A 16,716-nucleotide genomic window follows, 5' to 3' on the forward strand; every position below is an offset into this window, starting at 1 on the left:
GAAAATATCCCAGCGCGAAATTTATCGCCCCATACACCGCGCCCGCCGCTCATCAACTCGTTTAGCAAACCAGGCGGTCGTCAGCTTACGTGTGATCTTCGGACTTTCCAGTTGAATACCGGGCAACATTTCCCGCGCAAGCGTCTTGCCCGTTTTGGCCTCGGCCAGTTTATAGACTTTCTTGTAGAGCGCCGTTTTTTCAAACGCCAGGCTATCGCCTTTCTCCAGTTGGCTGCGAATTTCACGCTCACTCATTCCCAACTGCCCTGCCAGTTTGCGCACCGCTAACTCTGTTTTGCCCGGTTCCTTGCTGTTATAACGAATCAGATCGCCATCCAGCGCCAGTTTTACCCCACTGGCTTTACTGACGGCATTCTGGAACGCAGCGTTACGGCTGGCGTACCATCCCGCGTTGAAGTCGGCGAAGCGGAAAACAGGCGCGCTGTAGTTCGCCGGGTAATTCAGCAAATGGTAGGTTCCAAACCACAACCCGCCACGGCGCGTAAAGACCTCCTGACGTACCGTACCCGTCATCTTCCACGGATAGCCTTTCGCGTGCTGTTCGGCAAAGGCAATGCTGACCTGCATCGGGCCGCCCGTATGCACCGGGTTATATGAGCCAAATAGCGTCTGCCCCATAGGAACCATATTGATAAAATCGTCAAAAATAGCGCTAAGCTGTTTTTCGGTTTTTACCGTGTCCAGGCGCTCGCTATAGCTCTTGCCGTTGGGGGAGTTAATTTTCAGCGCGGTGTGCACCAGAAACAGCGGAATGTGTAGTCGTTCAGCGCGGCGATCAATCTCCTGCCAGGCGATTTTACTTAGCCCCGGCACGACAGGATCCGCCTGATAACCGGACTCCTGCTGGGCGACAGCCAGCACCGAACAGATATTTTCTACCGTCGGCGCCAGCCCCTGGCTCTTAAACGTTGTCGCGATATCTTTCGCCCAGGCCTCTCTGTCTTTGACACTGGCCGGCATTTTCTGACGTACTACGCTTGCCACGTCGACAGGCTTCTCGCCCTTGCTCACCGGCTGCCCGGATTGACTACTACAGCCAGCCAATATGGCGACCGCCAGAAAAGGCAGAGGGTAAAGACGGGACGCCGCCGACATAACGTTTCCTTCTGTTAGCTAAAAGAGTGGGTCACTTCCTGAACTGGCTGACCATCCAACTGACGTTCAAAGCTACGTAAACGTTTATAAATAGACATCAGCTCCACCAGCGTCGTCCAGGAGTTAATCAAATACTGGAACGAACCGCGCACCTGACCAAACACGTTGGTGATTTGCGTCATCAGCCCCAGCGTAATCGTACCGGCAACAATGGAAGGAAACAGCAGGAACAAACCGAAAACGTTATCGACCTGCAAATAGAGAATGCGCGCGATGTTGAAATACATATAGTGAAAGTAGAGACGGAAGTAGTTATGGCGCACTGCGCTAAACAGTTCACGGACGGTGGGCGGCGTGGCGCGGCTGGCGTCATCTTCACCATAGACCAGCTCCTTACGATAAGCGGCTTCCACTCGCTGATTTTTAAATTCCAGCCCCGGCAATTTGATCCCGACGACCGCCAGCAGGCCCGTCCCCATTAATGACCAGACTATAGCGGCAATGACCAGGCCGTAAGGGATATGTCCTACAATGGGTAAATCCGGCACATGCGCTGACAGGGTGACTAACACCGGCAGAAAGGCGATAAGCGTCATGATGGCATTGATAAAACTCACGCCCATGTTCTCCAGTGTAGAGGCAAAACGCATGGTGTCTTCCTGCACACGCTGGGCGGCCCCTTCGATATGGCGCAGGTACTGCCAGTGCGCCATATAGTGCTCATTCATTGCGGTACGCCAGCGAAATACATAGTGGCTGACAAAGAAGTTGTTCAGCACACCGATCACCACGGCAATAAGCGCAATGCCGAGAAACACCCCCACTTCATGATAAAATTGACCAAGAGTGACCTTGTGCGGCGAGCTGAGCGCCGTTTGAATCAAATCATAGAACGGCGCGTACCAGGCGTTAACCGCGACGCCAACCTCCACCAAAAACCAGGTGACAAAAATAATGAGCGAGGTGCCAAGTATCGACCAGTACTGCCAGCGGTGCGGGCTATAGATGAACCAGAACGTTGCAAATAATCCCACGCAAATCAGGTAATAAGCATAAAAAATCAGATAGTCCAGCGACCAAAAGCGCGCTGCGCTGATAGGCACTTCATCGGATGCCCCTACAAGTCGCGCCACCCAATCTCCTCCTCCCGCCTGCCAGAAAATGACGGCGATCAGCGCCCAAACAAACGCCGACATGAAAAACGGCCCTGGCTTTGGGAAAAAAGATTTAAACATCATGCTCTCCTGCTAACTTCTTATCTTTATTACGGCTGCTGTGACGGCGGCAATATCACGCCATGCCCACGCAAATGAAAGGGCTAAACCAGGCATTGTGACCTACGTTGTGACGCTTAGTTCGCATTTCTGCTCAACAGAATTGTTTCGACGAGTTTCATACACAGCAGGCACGCTGACGCTATCAGGTTATCACAAGCGCTCTATCACAAAAGTAAACATTCTCCATCACGAAAACCCGCCGTTACGTTTTTTCACCCACTTTTTTCTCTTTAACGTTTTGCAATGTGCCGCCGGGTAGTATAAATACGCATAACCACCGTTATTTCACTTATGGACATCACCGTTGAAACGTAGTCTGCTTTTTACTGCCATGCTGTTTGCGGCATCACTTACTTCTGTCCAGGCGGCTCAGCCGATTGCCGATCCGGTTTTTGCCTCTGATATCGTTGATCGTTATGCCGAGCATATCTTTTATGGTAGCGGCGCCACGGGCATGGCGCTGGTGGTGATCGACGGCAATCAACGCGTGTTTCGTAGTTTCGGTGACACCAGACCGGGAAATAATGTTCGTCCACAGCTTGATTCGGTCATTCGTATCGCTTCTCTCACCAAGCTCATGACCAGTGAAATGTTGGTAAAATTGCTCGATCAGGGAACGGTAAAATTAAACGATCCGCTCAGCAAATATGCGCCTCCCGGCGCGCATGTCCCGACGTATCAAGGCACGCCGATTACGTTGGTCAACTTAGCGACCCATACCAGCGCGCTTCCGCGAGAACAGCCCGGCGGCGCGGCGCATCGTCCGGTATTTGTCTGGCCAACCCGCGAACAACGCTGGAACTGGCTCTCCACAGCAACGTTAAAAGTCGCGCCCGGTTCACAGGCGGCCTATTCCAATCTGGCGTTCGACCTGTTAGCCGACGCGCTGGCGACCGCCTCCGGCAAACCTTATACGCAACTGTTTGAAGAAAAGATTACCCGCCCGCTGGGAATGAAAGACACCACGTTTACCCCTTCTCCCGATCAGTGTAAGCGTCTGATGGTGGCAGAAAAAGGCGCAAGCCCCTGTAATAATACGCTGGCTGCCATTGGCAGCGGTGGGGTCTATTCTACGCCAGGAGATATGATGCGCTGGATGCAACAGTATCTGTCGTCAGATTTCTATCACCGTAGCCAACAGGCCGATCGTATGCAAACGTTGATTTATCAGCGCACACAGTTAAAGAAAATCATTGGGATGGACGTACCGGGTAAAGCCGACGCGCTCGGTCTGGGTTGGGTCTATATGGCGCCAAAAGACGGACGTCCTGGCATTATCCAGAAAACAGGAGGCGGCGGCGGTTTTATTACCTATATGGCGATGATCCCGCAATATAATATTGGCGCTTTTGTGGTCGTAACCCGTTCCCCCCTCACTCGTTTTACCAATATGAGCGACGGGATTAACGATTTGGTTACTGAGCTAAGCGGCAATAAACCGATTGCTATTCCTGCATCCTGAGTCGTCGCGCCTCGCGCTATATCAGACGAGGCGCAACCTTTTGTTAATATTCGGAGGGCAAACGGTTAATACTGATCAGTTTGCCTTTATTCATTTCAATGTAATTACCCTTACGCAGGGCCGCGAGAACTTCCGCCACCACCGATCGCGATACGCGCGTTCGTTGATGAATATAATTCATAACACCAATACGTGAGCGAAGTTCTTCATCCCACTCAATCATTGTCATTAACGTCGCACGAATCTGGTCGTAAGAATTATTACCAATGAGCTGCTTGTCACGAAGTTCCAGTACCTGACTTTTCCATACTATCCAACAGAAGGCTTCACGCCACAGTTGGTTCTGCTCAATGATGGCGAGAGTTTGTGATGATGAGAGGCGATAACCGATGCAACCGCTCTCCGCAATTAATTTATATTGTGCCTCTTTTTTCGCCACACCATCGGCTAAGCCGAAAATAAAGGGGGCCTGCACAATACCAATAAGAACTTTATCACCGCGAACTAACGAAACAACCCCCTCTAAAATAACAAAGGTATGGGTATTACTTTCATCAGGTGAACAGATAATCTCTTTATCATTAACAAACTCGAAACGCGTACCATGCTTAGAAAGGCATTTATCGAGTCTGTAGAATTCCTGTAGTGGCTTGCTTAAAGATAACATATGCATTCCTTGCAATAATGCCCGTCAAGTCCTTGACGGGCATTTTTCAGTTTAAATTACCTTTATTTCTCCTGAGAGAAAATGATTACCAGGTATATTTAACACCAACGTTTGCAGACCAGTCTTGATCAACATCACCGCCGCCGAGGTAGTTAGCATCGGTGTAGGCGCTGAAGTTCTTCGTGAAGCTGAACTGAGTACCCAGACCAACACGTACCGCAGAACCTTCTACGCCGTTGTCGATAGAGTCGCCGTTTACGTCAGCATCGTTGTTGGAGTCGTCGTAAACGTAAGCCAGTTTGAAGTACGGGGTCAGCGCCTGATCTTCGCTGTAAGTGAAGGTATAACCCGCATCTACACCGAGTTCATAACGCATGCTGTCGTAAGACTGACCGTCAACTTTCATGTCGTTGCTCAGCTGGTAGTCGTCGCCAGACTGGAACAGACCGGATACGCTGCCGTAAGGCGTTACGTAGCCTGCATCACCCAGCTTCAGATCATAACCCAGTTTCAAGCCGAAGCCCCAGGCATCAGAAGAGGTGTTGCCGTCAACGTAAGTACCGTCGCTCATGTTAGCAGACAAATCGTTGTTGAAGTGAGAGTAGCTCAAGTTACCGTCAACAAAGATGTTGTTTGCGAAACGAGCGGAAGAGTAGATGTAGGCAGACTGGCTGTCCTGATCCACCTGACCGGTACGATCGCTCAGATCGCCTTTCGCGAAGCCTGCTGCCGCACCAACGATCCACTTAGCGTTGTTACCATCAACTTTGGTATCAACACCGACCATGATGCCATTAACATCCTGATCGTAGTTAATGGTGCCGTTGTCGCCGTTGAAGTTACCGCCGAAGTAGCTTACCCATGCGCCGCCGTTATCCGCCAGGCCATGACGAGCGTTGGTCAGACGAGTACCAACGGTGTCTTGTTCCAGGTTCCAGATATTGGTGTTCGCAGAAGGAATGCTCAGCGCCATGTTAGCGTAGTCGGTCAGTTCCATCTGTTCCAGCACGACAGTGTTGCCTTCCTGCTTAGCCTGATAGGTGTAAGCACCCAGGTCAGCTTTGTTTGCTGCAGAGAAGGTTGCGTCGGTGTTTACGTCATTGACATAAATCAGCTCGTTGCCTTTGTAATCTGCAACAGAACCGGCACCAGTAGCGTTGTCGATGCGAACTTTATAGTTACCGGTAGCCGCTACAACATTGTCAACAGAGCTGTTATCCAGTTCGTCGCCGTTGTTGATATCGCCATTACCGTTGATGGTCAGGTGACCGTCAGAGTTCATCGCGATAGTACCGTAACCATAGTTAGCCTGAGTGGTATCCCAGGTACGGTCGTTCACCAGGTCAGCGTTCAGAACATAATCGCTGCTATGGATATTGAACACACCAGAAACAACATTACCGTTGTGATCAGCAGTATTGCCGCTGGTCAGTTCCAGTTTATCAGTGCTGAATACACCATTATCAAACTGATCAACGTTAACATCCAACATACCACCATTAGTTACAGTGATAGTATTGGCATACAGTGAATAATCACCATAATGAGTCACATCATCATTCAGCGCAACAGTACTGTAGCTATCGATAGTCAGATGATCAGTTGCTACCTGACCATCTTCACCGATATTCATACTAGAACCGTTGGTCAATCCAATGGTGTCTGATACCAGGGTAGAGTCTGTAACATTTACCTGAGAGCCATTATTTACAGCTAAGGTATCAATAACGGAAGTGTTGACAGTATCCCACTCAGAACCATTGTTTAATGCAACGTTAAATACTCCACTTTGGAATACTTTGTTGTCAATAACACGATCCCAATCGTTATCTTCAATAACCGCACCAGGGGTAAGGCTATTATATGCAACATCGTACATATTAACCGGAGCAATAGCATCGGCAGTAATATTAGCCGAACCAATCCATTTACTACCATTATCCAGAGTAATATTTAGCTCATCAACATTCTGACTGTCATCAATCCAGCCGCCGTTGGTATCCTTAACACCATCGCCGTTGCTGTCATAGCCTGTTGAATAGAAGAATTCACCATCATTATTCCAGTGGCTAGAAAACTCTACATCGCCCAATAAGGTAGAATGGTCGAAGTAAACATTGTTCTTCATGGAGTAATTAGAATCAGCGTTGTCAGAGAAAGACAGTGCTACATCATTTACACTACCATCACCATTATAGTCACTAGGTTCAGCAGAGTTACCAAAGAAGTATTTTGCTCCGTCATAGTCATCTTCCAACGGAATTTCTGAACCAGAAGTCACAGTAGAGTTGGAGACGCTAATATTATTGTCCCACTGATGGTACTCGGATGTATACGCAGTATTGGTTGTATCCCCCTGAGACAAAGCAATACCCGCAACACGAGAATTATTAGCAATATTGATATTGCTCTCTACGTTCAGATCTACTGCAACCCCTAAAGCCGTATAGAACGACTCATTAGTCGTTTTAGTTGTAGTACCATCATCACCGCTCAAATAAGTGTCAGTGAAATAAAGCGCTTCATAATCATCATCAATAGTAGAGTTTGAAATATTCAGCGTAAATACATCACCGTCGTACCAATTTGTATCAGTAATGGTAGTACCATTGTCGTAGGTATAACCGTTATACCTACGAGGGGTAACAGCTTCAGTTACAGGGTCAATAGAAGCTGGTGTAATACTCCAGTAGCCGAAAGGCAGCTTTGAAGTAATTGAACCATGTATATTCGAATTCGTAATGTTCAGAGTGTTATCTGAATCAGTGGCATAGTCATGGTTCAGATAATAGGTAGAAATCGTACCATTAACAGTGTCACCGTTGAACGTCTGATCGAAATCACCATTGGCGTTGTTGTAGTAGACAAAGCCGCTATAGTTTACATAGTTACCATCGACTGTACCTGGATTATCCATATTGGCCCAGTCAAGAGCCGTAGTAGGGTTATTAATGTAAGTCCAGGTATCGTAAGTAGTAGCATTCGCCTGAGAAGTGATTGCCAGAGTGCAAGCCAATGCTAATTGTGAGACTACAAGTTTCTTTTTCCAGGAGTGCATTTGTCATCCCTCCTCAGGGACGTAATATAGTTGATCCATCAATTATCAATGCATAAAAACATATAGATGTTTAGCAAGGAGGATTATGCGGCGTCATTGCTAAAAGGTTCAATTATTCTTTATCCTCAGTCCGGATTCGGACATGAATTAAAAAGACGTAATAAAAGGAAAATAGATAATTAAAAATCATTCTTTTTCATGAGGTTACAAGAAAATAAAAAAATAAAATACATATGAGATAAATATGGATTAAAGAAAAATAAAATAAATATGAATAATGTTAAAACCCACATTTACTTAAATGACGATGAAATAAAACTAAAAACAACGTAAAACTAATTCTTATTTAAAATGATATAGTGCCTGAGGTATTAATCTCCGGTATATAAAAGAAGCGCCATGTTCTGCCGCCGCCGGGGCTGCGCCTGCTACGTTAAGGACCGTTTTCGTAAAACATCTGCCTACAGATTCAGGTATACTGGGCCTTCGATTCCACAAACATCAGGCAGACCATGACAGACCTTATCCATCGCCCTCGCCGCCTGCGCAAATCCGCTGCGCTGCGCGCTATGTTTGAAGAGACAACACTTAGCCTGAACGACCTGGTGTTGCCGATCTTTGTTGAAGAAGAACTCGACGATTACAAAGCTATTGATGCCATGCCCGGCGTAATGCGTATCCCGGAAAAGCAGCTGGCGCGAGAGATTGAACGTATCGCAAATGCTGGTATTCGTTCCGTTATGACCTTCGGCATTTCTCACCATACTGATGACACCGGCAGCGATACCTGGAAAGAAGACGGCCTGGTGGCAAGAATGTCCCGCATCTGTAAGCAAACCGTGCCGGAGATGATCGTCATGTCCGACACCTGCTTCTGCGAATACACCTCGCACGGCCACTGCGGCGTGTTGTGCGAACACGGTGTGGATAACGATGCGACGCTGGCCAACCTCGGCAAGCAGGCCGTTATCGCGGCGGCGGCTGGAGCAGATTTTATTGCGCCCTCCGCGGCCATGGATGGACAAGTCCAGGCTATCCGCCAGGCGCTGGATGCCGCCGGTTTTACCGATACGGCAATAATGTCCTACTCCACCAAGTTCGCCTCTTCTTTCTACGGCCCCTTCCGTGAAGCTGCGGGTACCGCGTTAAAAGGCGACCGCAAGACGTATCAAATGAATCCGATGAACCGCCGTGAAGCGATTCGCGAATCACTGCTCGACGAAGCCCAGGGCGCGGATTGCTTAATGGTGAAACCGGCCGGCGCGTATCTGGACGTGCTGCGTGAAATCCGCGAACGCACAGAGTTGCCGCTTGGCGCTTACCAGGTGAGCGGTGAATACGCCATGATTAAATTTGCTGCTATGGCTGGCGCCATTGATGAAGAAAAGGTCGTGCTGGAAAGTCTGGGCTCGATTAAACGCGCCGGCGCCGATTTGATTTTCAGTTACTTCGCGCTGGATCTGGCTGAGAAAAATATTCTGCGTTAATTCTGTTACAGGGCGGCGCGCTGCCGCCCTTTCCCAACTTTACACCCCACTATTCAGTCGCTGACGCTAACCCGTTGCCGGACGCGGCTTATCCGGCTTACGGCTATTCCTCGATCGCCTGGCGAATTTGCTGCAACGACGCGGGATCGTCAATAGTTGTCAGATCGCCCGGATCGCGGCCTTCACAGATCGCCTGGATCGTGCGGCGAAGCATCTTTCCGGAACGCGTTTTGGGGAGCTGCGAGACAAACCAGACATGCGCCGGACGACCAAAGTGACCGATCTGGTTGTCCACCAGCGCCATAATCGCTTTTTCCTCGTCGCGCGCCGCCTCGCGATCCGCCAGCGTATCGCTCTGCTTCGGAATGACAAACGCCACCGCCACCTGCCCTTTCAGAGCGTCCTTTATCCCCACCACCGCCACTTCCGCTACGTTCGGGTAACCGGAGATACTTTCTTCTATTTCTCGCGTCCCCAGCCGATGGCCCGCAATATTAATCACATCATCGGTACGGCCCAGAATAAAGTAATACCCCTCGGCGTCGCGGATTCCCCAGTCGAAGGTGGCATAAACCTGACGGCTAAACAGCGACCAGTAAGTCTTCACAAAACGCGCATCGTCGCCCCAAATAGTCTGAATACAGCCCGGCGGCAGCGGCCCTTCAATCACCAGCATGCCTTTTTCATTTATGCCGCAGGGGTCGCCGGTGACTTCATTGAGTAGCTGGACGTTATAACCGTACATCGGCACGCCGGGACTTCCCAGACGCGACGGCCTGTCGTCCAGCGCGCGGGCCAGCGCCATGATCGGCCAGCCGGACTCCGTCTGCCAATAATTGTCGATAACCGGTACGCCCAGCGTCTCCGTTACCCAACTGGCCGTCGGCTCGTCCAGCGGCTCACCGGCCAGATAAAGCGCCTCCAGCGAGGAGAGATCGTGATTACGGATTTGCGCCGTCGGGAATTTTTTCAGCACGCGAATCGCGGTCGGGGCGGAAAACATCCGGTTAACCTGGTATTTCTCGACAATTTTCCACCAGACCCCGCAGTCCGGGTACGTCGGCAGTCCTTCGTAAACAATAGTCGCCATGCCTGCCAGCAACGGCGCGTAAACGATATAGGAGTGGCCGACGACCCAGCCGATATCCGATGCGCAAAAGAATACGCCGCCCGCCTTGCCGCCAAAAATGGTGTCCATCGAGGTTGCCAGCGCCACCGCATAACCGCCGACGTCGCGCTGGACGCCTTTCGGTTTGCCGGTAGTGCCGGAGGTGTAAAGAATGCATGAGGTTTCATTGGATTCCAGCCACGCCACCGGCACGCTCGCACCGAGATGCTGCTGGCGCAACGTGGCAAAATCCAGATCGCGCCCATCCACCCACGCCATTTTCGCCAGCCCTCTGTCCACCAGCAGAACGTGTTTCGGCTGATGCTGCGCCTGCGCAATAGCGTCATCGAGCAGCTTTTTATATGGCAGGATTTTACCGCCCCGCGCTCCGGCATCCGCCGACACAATCAGCGCCGGTCTGGCATCGTCAATGCGCGCCGCCACGCTGTGCGAGGCAAAACCGCCAAAGACCACCGAATGGATCGCACCAATGCGCGCGCAGGCCAGCAGGGTTATCTGCGCTTCGGCAATCATCGGCATATAGACCAATACGCGATCGCCACGCTGCACGCCCAGCGACAGCAACATGGCGGCCACAGCGTTGACTTCATCATGCAACTGGCTGAAGGTAAATGTGCGCTCTTCATCGGTCTCTGATGAGACGGCAATCAGCGCCAGCGCCTCCGGCTGTTTATCCAGCCAGCGGTCAACGGCGTTATGACATAAGTTAGTGGTGCCGCCGCAAAACCAGCGGGCAAACGGTGGACGGCTATGATCCAGCGTCTGCGTAAACGGCTGTCGCCAGTCGATACGCCGGGCCTGCTCGGCCCAGAACGCCTCCGGTTCGTTAATGGAACGCTGATAAAATTCGCTAAAAGACATCACGCTCTCCTGTTGAACTTACGCCTTACTGCTGGCTGGCTCAGATGACATATAAATCGAGGTATTCGTTAACCGGCATCTGCTCCAGGCGGGCTCTGTCCAGGGAGACATCCAGAATGCGTTGCTGCTGGCGAGTCGGGAACTGACGCGCCAGGTTTATTTTAAATTTTTCGATAAGCTTCGGAATACCGTCGGCGCGGCGACGCGCATGACCAATCGGATACTCCACGACAACCTCGCCAAAGCGTGAGCCATCAGTAAACTCCACGGTGATCGCATTGCCGATAGCACGTTTTTCCGGGTCGTGATAGTCGGCGGTAAAAGCCGGGTCCTCATAACACACGATTTTCTCGCGCAGGGCGTCAACACGCTTGTCCTGCGCCACCTCGTCTTCATAATCCGCCGCGGTTAACCGTCCGAACAGCAACGGCACGGCGACCATATACTGGATACAGTGATCGCGGTCCGCCGGGTTATTGAGCGGGCCTTTTTTATCGATAATGCGGAGACAGGCTTCGTGGGTGCGGATGGTCACTTTCTCGATATCCGCTGCCGTTTTACCCGCGGCCTGCATCTGCTCATACAGCGTCATCGCCGCTTCGACGGCGGTTTGCGAGTGGAACTCTGCCGGGAAAGAAATTTTGAATAGCACGTTTTCCATCACGTAGGAGCCGTAAGGGCGCTGGAAACGGAACGTTTCACCTTTGAATGAAACGTCGTAGAAGCCCCAGGTTTTGGCGGTGAGCGCCGAGGGATAGCCCATCTCGCCGGTTTTCGCCATCAGCGCCAGACGTACCGCGCGCGAAGTCGCATCGCCCGCCGCCCAGGATTTGCGCGTACCGGTATTCGGCGCATGACGATAAGTGCGCAACGACTGCCCATCCACCCACGCCAGCGATACCGCGTTGAGGATCTCATCGCGCGTCAGCCCCAGCATTTCAGCGACCACCGCAGTCGAGGCCACTTTGACCAGCAACACATGGTCAAGTCCGACACGGTTGAAGGCGTTTTCCAGCGCGATGCAGCCCTGAATTTCGTGGGCTTTGATCATCCCGTTCAATACCTGTTTCATGGTCAGCGGCGCTTTGCCGGCGGCGACGGCGTTGCGTGACAGCCAGTCAGCCGTCGCCAGAATACCGCCGAGGTTATCAGAAGGATGGCCCCACTCGGCGGCAAGCCAGGTATCGTTAAAATCGAGCCAGCGGATCATCGCGCCAATGTTAAAAGCTGCCTGTACCGGATCGAGCTGGAACTGGGTGCCCGGCACGCGTGCGCCGTTGGGCACCACCGTGCCTGGCACGATCGGCCCAAGCAATTTTTTACAGGCCGGGTATTCCAGCGCTTCCAGACCACAACCGAGCGTGTCGAGCAGGCAATAATGCGCGGTGTCGTACGCCACCTTTGAGGTGATGTCGTAGTTCATCACGTAATCCACGATATCGACGATTTCGCGGTCAAATTCCGGGCGGATGTTCAGTTCTTGGGTAGACATAGGGTACGTTTCCTGCGTTTTATTTTTAATAAGAGTGAGTTAGCAACGATCGTCTATCGAGACAAACGGACGATCTTCCGGCCCGGTATAGTTGGCAGAGGGGCGAATAATTTTGTTGTCCTGACGCTGTTCAATAATGTGCGCCGCCCAGCCGGTAACGCGGGCGATGACAAACAGCGGGGTGAACATTTCGGTAGGGACGCCCATCATGTTGTAAGAGACCGCCGAAAACCAGTCGAGATTCGGGAACATCTTTTTGGTCTCCCACATCACCGTTTCCAGACGGTCGGCGATGTGGTACATCTTCAGCGAGCCGCCTTCTTCTGAAAGCTGTTTCGCCACCCGTTTAATCACCTGATGGCGCGGGTCGGCGATGGTGTAAACCGGATGTCCAAAGCCAATCACCACCTCTTTGTTTTCCACGCGTTTACGGATATCCGCCTCTGCCTCGTCCGGCGTTTCATAACGCTGTTGAATTTCCAGCGACACCTCATTCGCCCCGCCGTGTTTCGGGCCGCGCAGCGCGCCAATCGCGCCGATAATCGCGGAGTAGACATCCGAGCCGGTCCCGGCAATCACCCGGCTGGTAAACGTCGAGGCGTTGAACTCATGCTCGGCATACAGCACCAGCGAAATATGCATCGCCTTTTCCCAGCTTTGGGTTGGCTTTTCACCATGCAGCAGATGCAGAAAATGGCCGCCGATGGAATCATCGTCGGTTTCCGGCTGAATACGTTCGCCGTTGTGGCTGTAGTGATACCAGTAAAGAAGGATAGAGCTGAGCGAGGCCAACAGCTTATCGGCAATATCGCGCGCGCCGGAGACGGTATGTCCCTCTTTTTCCGGCAGGGTGCAGCCCAGCGCGGAAACGCCGGTACGCATCACGTCCATCGGGTGCGAGGCCGCCGGTAACGCTTCCAGAACGGTACGGACATTGGCGGGTAATCCGCGCAGCGCTTTTAACTTGCTTTTATACGCGTTCAGCTCGTCGCGGGTCGGTAATTTTCCGTGGATCAGTAAATGCGCGACTTCTTCAAATTCGCAATGCTCCGCCAGATCGAGAATGTCGTAACCGCGATAGTGCAGATCGTTACCGCTTTTTCCCACGGTACACAGAGCGGTATTTCCGGCAGGTACGCCGGAAAGCGCGACGGATTTTTTGGGCTTAATGACATGGTTATTATTTTGCAGGATCGTGGTGTCGCTCATAGTGTCCTCGTCATTTTTTTAATGTGTAGGATATTGAGGCGTGTAGGCCGGATAAACGTAGTGCCATCCGGCATTGCCTGATGGCGGCTTCGCCTTATCAGGCCTACAGGCTACGATTTTTTATTCCTGTACAGCGCGTCCAGCTTCTCTTCGAACTGGTAGTAATTGATGCTTTCGTACAGCTCGTTGCGGGTCTGCATGATGTCGATCACGTTCTTTTGCGTCCCTTCCTGGCGCAGCACGGTATAGACTTTTTCTGCGGCGCGGTTCATGGCGCGAAACGCCGACAGCGGATAGAGCGCCATCGCCACGTTTGCGCTGCGCAACTCGTCGGTCGTAAACAGCGGCGTCGCGCCAAACTCAGTGATGTTGGCGAGGATCGGCACCTGCGCCACGTCGGCGAACTGGCGGTACATCGACAGTTCGGTGATCGCCTCCGGGAACAGCATGTCAGCCCCCGCGTCCACGTAAGCCTGCGCGCGATCGAGAGCCGCCTCCAGCCCTTCCACCGCCAGCGCATCGGTACGCGCCATGATCACAAAGTTCGGATCGGTGCGCGCATCCACTGCCGCCCGAATTCTGTCTACCATCTCCTCTTTCGAGACGATCGCTTTGTTTGGACGGTGTCCACAGCGCTTAGCGCCAACCTGGTCTTCAATATGCAGCGCGGCGGCGCCCGCTTTGGCTATGGACTTTACCGTCCGCGCGACATTAAACGCGGAGGAACCAAAGCCAATATCCGCATCCACCAACAGCGGCAGCGGGCAAACATCCGTGATGCGCCGGATATCGGTTAACACATCATCCAGCGTAGAAATCCCCAGATCCGGCAGTCCGAGCGAGCCCGCCGCTACGCCGCCACCAGAAAGATAGATAGCCTGATACCCGGCCCGTTGGGCCAACAGAGCATGGTTAGCATTGATCGCGCCGACAATTTGTAATGGATTCTCTTTAGCGAGCGCGGCGCGGAATGCCTGCCCCGGCGAATGTAAAGACATAATTCGTCCTCATGTTAGTAAATTGTTATTCAAGATGTATTCACCAAAGCAAAGGCTATGCCAGGCAAAGAGGCAGCGAGAAAATTAAATACAATGAGATTTAAAAACAGGTAATTACAGTCATTCTTGTTATGAATAAGCGCGATTAAGGGAAAAGAAAAACGTGTCAGCTAACGTTTCATGAAACGAATCGCTCTGTTTCATTGCAACATTTATGAAACACGTTTAAAACAAAAAATCGCCCCTTAAAGATGAACCTACTGCGATGACGACTGCCCACAGCGCTCCGCGCGATAATAGCGATAAACCGGTGATCTGGACGGTCTCCGTAACGCGTCTGTTCGAACTGTTTCGGGATATCAGCCTGGAATTCGATCATCTGGCGACCATCACGCCTATTCAACTCGGCTTTGAAAAGGCGGTGACCTACATTCGCAAAAAACTGGCGACCGAGCGCTGCGACGCGATTATCGCGGCGGGTTCGAATGGGGCCTATTTAAAAAGTCGCCTGTCAATACCGGTGATCCTCATCAAGCCCAGCGGATTCGATGTATTACAGGCACTGGCGAAAGCAGGAAAGCTCACCTCGTCTATCGGTATCGTGACCTATCAGGAGACCATTCCGGCTTTACTTGCCTTTCAGAAAACGTTTCACCTCCGTCTTGAACAGCGAAGCTATGTAACCGAAGAGGACGCGCGCGGGCAAATTAACGAACTTAAGGCCAACGGTATTGAGGCCGTCGTCGGCGCGGGATTAATTACCGATCTGGCGGAAGAAGCGGGAATGACCGCCATCTTTATTTATTCCGCGGCGACCGTTCGTCAGGCTTTCCATGATGCGCTGGATATGACCCGTCTGACACGGCGCCAGCGCGTGGATTACCCATCCGGCAAGGGATTACAAACCCGGTATGAACTGGGCGATATACGCGGCCAGTCGCCGCAAATGGAGCAGCTCCGCCAGACGATTACGCTCTATGCCCGCTCCCGTGCGGCAGTGCTGATTCAGGGGGAAACAGGGACCGGAAAAGAGCTGGCGGCGCAGGCGATTCACCAGACGTTTTTTCACCGCCAGCCTCACCGTCAGAATAAGCCATCCCCTCCCTTTGTCGCCGTCAATTGCGGCGCGATTACCGAGTCGTTGCTGGAAGCGGAATTGTTTGGTTATGAAGAGGGCGCGTTTACCGGTTCACGACGAGGAGGCCGGGCGGGGCTGTTTGAAATCGCACACGGCGGCACGCTGTTTCTGGATGAAATCGGCGAAATGCCCTTGCCGTTACAAACCCGACTCTTGCGCGTACTGGAGGAAAAAGCCGTCACTCGCGTCGGCGGACACCAGCCGGTCCCGGTGGATGTCCGGGTGATCAGCGCTACGCATTGCGATCTGGATCGGGAGATAATGCAAGGACGTTTTCGCTCCGATCTCTTTTATCGCCTGAGTATTCTGCGTCTGACGCTTCCTCCTTTACGCAAGCGGCAGGCTGATATTTTGCCGCTGGCGGAAAGCTTTTTAAAACAGTCGCTGGCGGCGATGGAAATTCCGTTTACCGAATCGATACGTCATGGATTGATACAGTGTCAGCCGCTTTTGCTGACCTGGCGCTGGCCCGGTAATATTCGCGAACTGCGTAATATGATGGAGCGCCTGGCGCTTTTTTTAAGCGTCGATCCCGCGCCAACGCTGGACAGGCAATTTATGCGGCAGTTATTACCTGAGCTTATGGTGAACACAGCAGAGCTGACGCCTTCAACCGTGGATGCGCACACGTTACAGGATGTACTGGCGCGCTTTAAGGGCGATAAGAGCGCGGCGGCGCGTTATCTGGGGATTAGCCGCACCACTCTGTGGCGTCGTTTAAAAGCTGGTGCCAAAGACCAGTCGGATAATTAAGACAAATGACCGCGTCCTGAATGCCTGATGGCGCTACGTTTACTGCAGGCCGTCATCCGGCAAAACGGA

Annotated in this window: 11 protein-coding genes; 3 read left to right on the plus strand and 8 right to left on the minus strand. The window is 52.0% G+C overall.

What is annotated here, in order from left to right; all coding sequences use genetic code 11:
• Positions 1-21 precede the first annotated feature (21 nt).
• Both yaiW and sbmA read right to left on the minus strand, forming a co-directional pair.
• Complete coding sequence (gene yaiW, locus ACLJZ5_RS06785) at positions 22-1,116, minus strand: surface-exposed outer membrane lipoprotein YaiW (RefSeq protein ID WP_001271421.1); 1,095 nt, start codon at positions 1,114-1,116, stop codon at positions 22-24.
• A gap of 14 nt (positions 1,117-1,130) precedes the next feature.
• The gene (gene sbmA, locus ACLJZ5_RS06790; protein ID WP_000477023.1) at positions 1,131-2,351 is read right to left on the minus strand and encodes a peptide antibiotic transporter SbmA; all 1,221 of its coding nucleotides are present in this window, start codon (positions 2,349-2,351) and stop codon (positions 1,131-1,133) included.
• Positions 2,352-2,697: 346 nt separating this feature from the next.
• Between sbmA and ampH the strand changes: the two genes are divergently transcribed.
• Positions 2,698-3,855, plus strand: coding sequence for a D-alanyl-D-alanine-carboxypeptidase/endopeptidase AmpH (ampH, locus tag ACLJZ5_RS06795; protein ID WP_000830777.1), 1,158 nt, complete (start codon positions 2,698-2,700; stop codon positions 3,853-3,855).
• 43 nt (positions 3,856-3,898) lie between these two features.
• On the opposite strand, the gene iprA is transcribed toward ampH, so the two are convergent.
• Entirely contained in the window at positions 3,899-4,522 is a 624-nt protein-coding gene (iprA, locus tag ACLJZ5_RS06800; protein ID WP_000950242.1) for a hydrogen peroxide resistance inhibitor IprA, read from the minus strand.
• 85 nt (positions 4,523-4,607) lie between these two features.
• Positions 4,608-7,580, minus strand: a complete 2,973-nt coding sequence (locus ACLJZ5_RS06805; protein WP_024797708.1) for an autotransporter outer membrane beta-barrel domain-containing protein — start codon at positions 7,578-7,580, stop codon at positions 4,608-4,610.
• Positions 7,581-8,092: 512 nt separating this feature from the next.
• On the opposite strand from ACLJZ5_RS06805, the gene hemB reads away from it, so the two are divergent.
• Complete coding sequence (hemB, locus tag ACLJZ5_RS06810; RefSeq protein ID WP_000130724.1) at positions 8,093-9,067, plus strand: porphobilinogen synthase; 975 nt, start codon at positions 8,093-8,095, stop codon at positions 9,065-9,067.
• Between the two features lie 103 nt (positions 9,068-9,170).
• Here the strand turns inward: hemB and prpE are convergent, their stop codons facing one another.
• The 4 genes from prpE to prpB all read right to left on the minus strand — a co-directional run bounded on the left by prpE (position 9,171) and on the right by prpB (position 14,756).
• Positions 9,171-11,057 (minus strand): propionate--CoA ligase, encoded by a 1,887-nt coding sequence (gene prpE / locus ACLJZ5_RS06815; RefSeq protein WP_001632564.1) that lies wholly within the window; start codon positions 11,055-11,057, stop codon positions 9,171-9,173.
• Positions 11,058-11,097: 40 nt separating this feature from the next.
• Positions 11,098-12,549 (minus strand): bifunctional 2-methylcitrate dehydratase/aconitate hydratase, encoded by a 1,452-nt coding sequence (locus tag ACLJZ5_RS06820; protein ID WP_024798450.1) that lies wholly within the window; start codon positions 12,547-12,549, stop codon positions 11,098-11,100.
• A 39-nt stretch (positions 12,550-12,588) separates the two neighbouring features.
• Entirely contained in the window at positions 12,589-13,758 is a 1,170-nt protein-coding gene (prpC, locus tag ACLJZ5_RS06825; protein ID WP_001285878.1) for a 2-methylcitrate synthase, read from the minus strand.
• A gap of 110 nt (positions 13,759-13,868) precedes the next feature.
• Positions 13,869-14,756: a methylisocitrate lyase gene (gene prpB / locus ACLJZ5_RS06830; RefSeq protein ID WP_000052223.1), complete on the minus strand. Its 888-nt coding sequence runs from the start codon at positions 14,754-14,756 to the stop codon at positions 13,869-13,871.
• Positions 14,757-15,021: 265 nt separating this feature from the next.
• Here prpB and prpR point away from each other — a divergent pair, with 265 nt between their 5' ends.
• Positions 15,022-16,647 (plus strand): propionate catabolism operon regulatory protein PrpR, encoded by a 1,626-nt coding sequence (prpR, locus tag ACLJZ5_RS06835; protein WP_024798451.1) that lies wholly within the window; start codon positions 15,022-15,024, stop codon positions 16,645-16,647.
• The last annotated feature ends 69 nt before the right edge of the window (positions 16,648-16,716 follow it).

Source organism: Salmonella sp. 5800 (assembly GCF_046558195.1).
GTDB classification, from domain to species: domain Bacteria; phylum Pseudomonadota; class Gammaproteobacteria; order Enterobacterales; family Enterobacteriaceae; genus Salmonella; species Salmonella enterica.

Excerpts from the sequence above, each read along its gene's own strand:
- yaiW (WP_001271421.1), bottom strand. The coding sequence starts at position 1,116 with ATGTCGGCGGCGTCCCGTCTTTACCCTCTGCCTTTTCTGGCGGTCGCC.
- sbmA (WP_000477023.1), bottom strand. The coding sequence starts at position 2,351 with ATGTTTAAATCTTTTTTCCCAAAGCCAGGGCCGTTTTTCATGTCGGCG.
- iprA (WP_000950242.1), bottom strand. The coding sequence starts at position 4,522 with ATGTTATCTTTAAGCAAGCCACTACAGGAATTCTACAGACTCGATAAA.
- ACLJZ5_RS06805 (WP_024797708.1), bottom strand. The coding sequence starts at position 7,580 with ATGCACTCCTGGAAAAAGAAACTTGTAGTCTCACAATTAGCATTGGCT.
- hemB (WP_000130724.1), top strand. The coding sequence starts at position 8,093 with ATGACAGACCTTATCCATCGCCCTCGCCGCCTGCGCAAATCCGCTGCG.
- prpE (WP_001632564.1), bottom strand. The coding sequence starts at position 11,057 with ATGTCTTTTAGCGAATTTTATCAGCGTTCCATTAACGAACCGGAGGCG.
- ACLJZ5_RS06820 (WP_024798450.1), bottom strand. The coding sequence starts at position 12,549 with ATGTCTACCCAAGAACTGAACATCCGCCCGGAATTTGACCGCGAAATC.
- prpC (WP_001285878.1), bottom strand. The coding sequence starts at position 13,758 with ATGAGCGACACCACGATCCTGCAAAATAATAACCATGTCATTAAGCCC.
- prpB (WP_000052223.1), bottom strand. The coding sequence starts at position 14,756 with ATGTCTTTACATTCGCCGGGGCAGGCATTCCGCGCCGCGCTCGCTAAA.
- prpR (WP_024798451.1), top strand. The coding sequence starts at position 15,022 with ATGACGACTGCCCACAGCGCTCCGCGCGATAATAGCGATAAACCGGTG.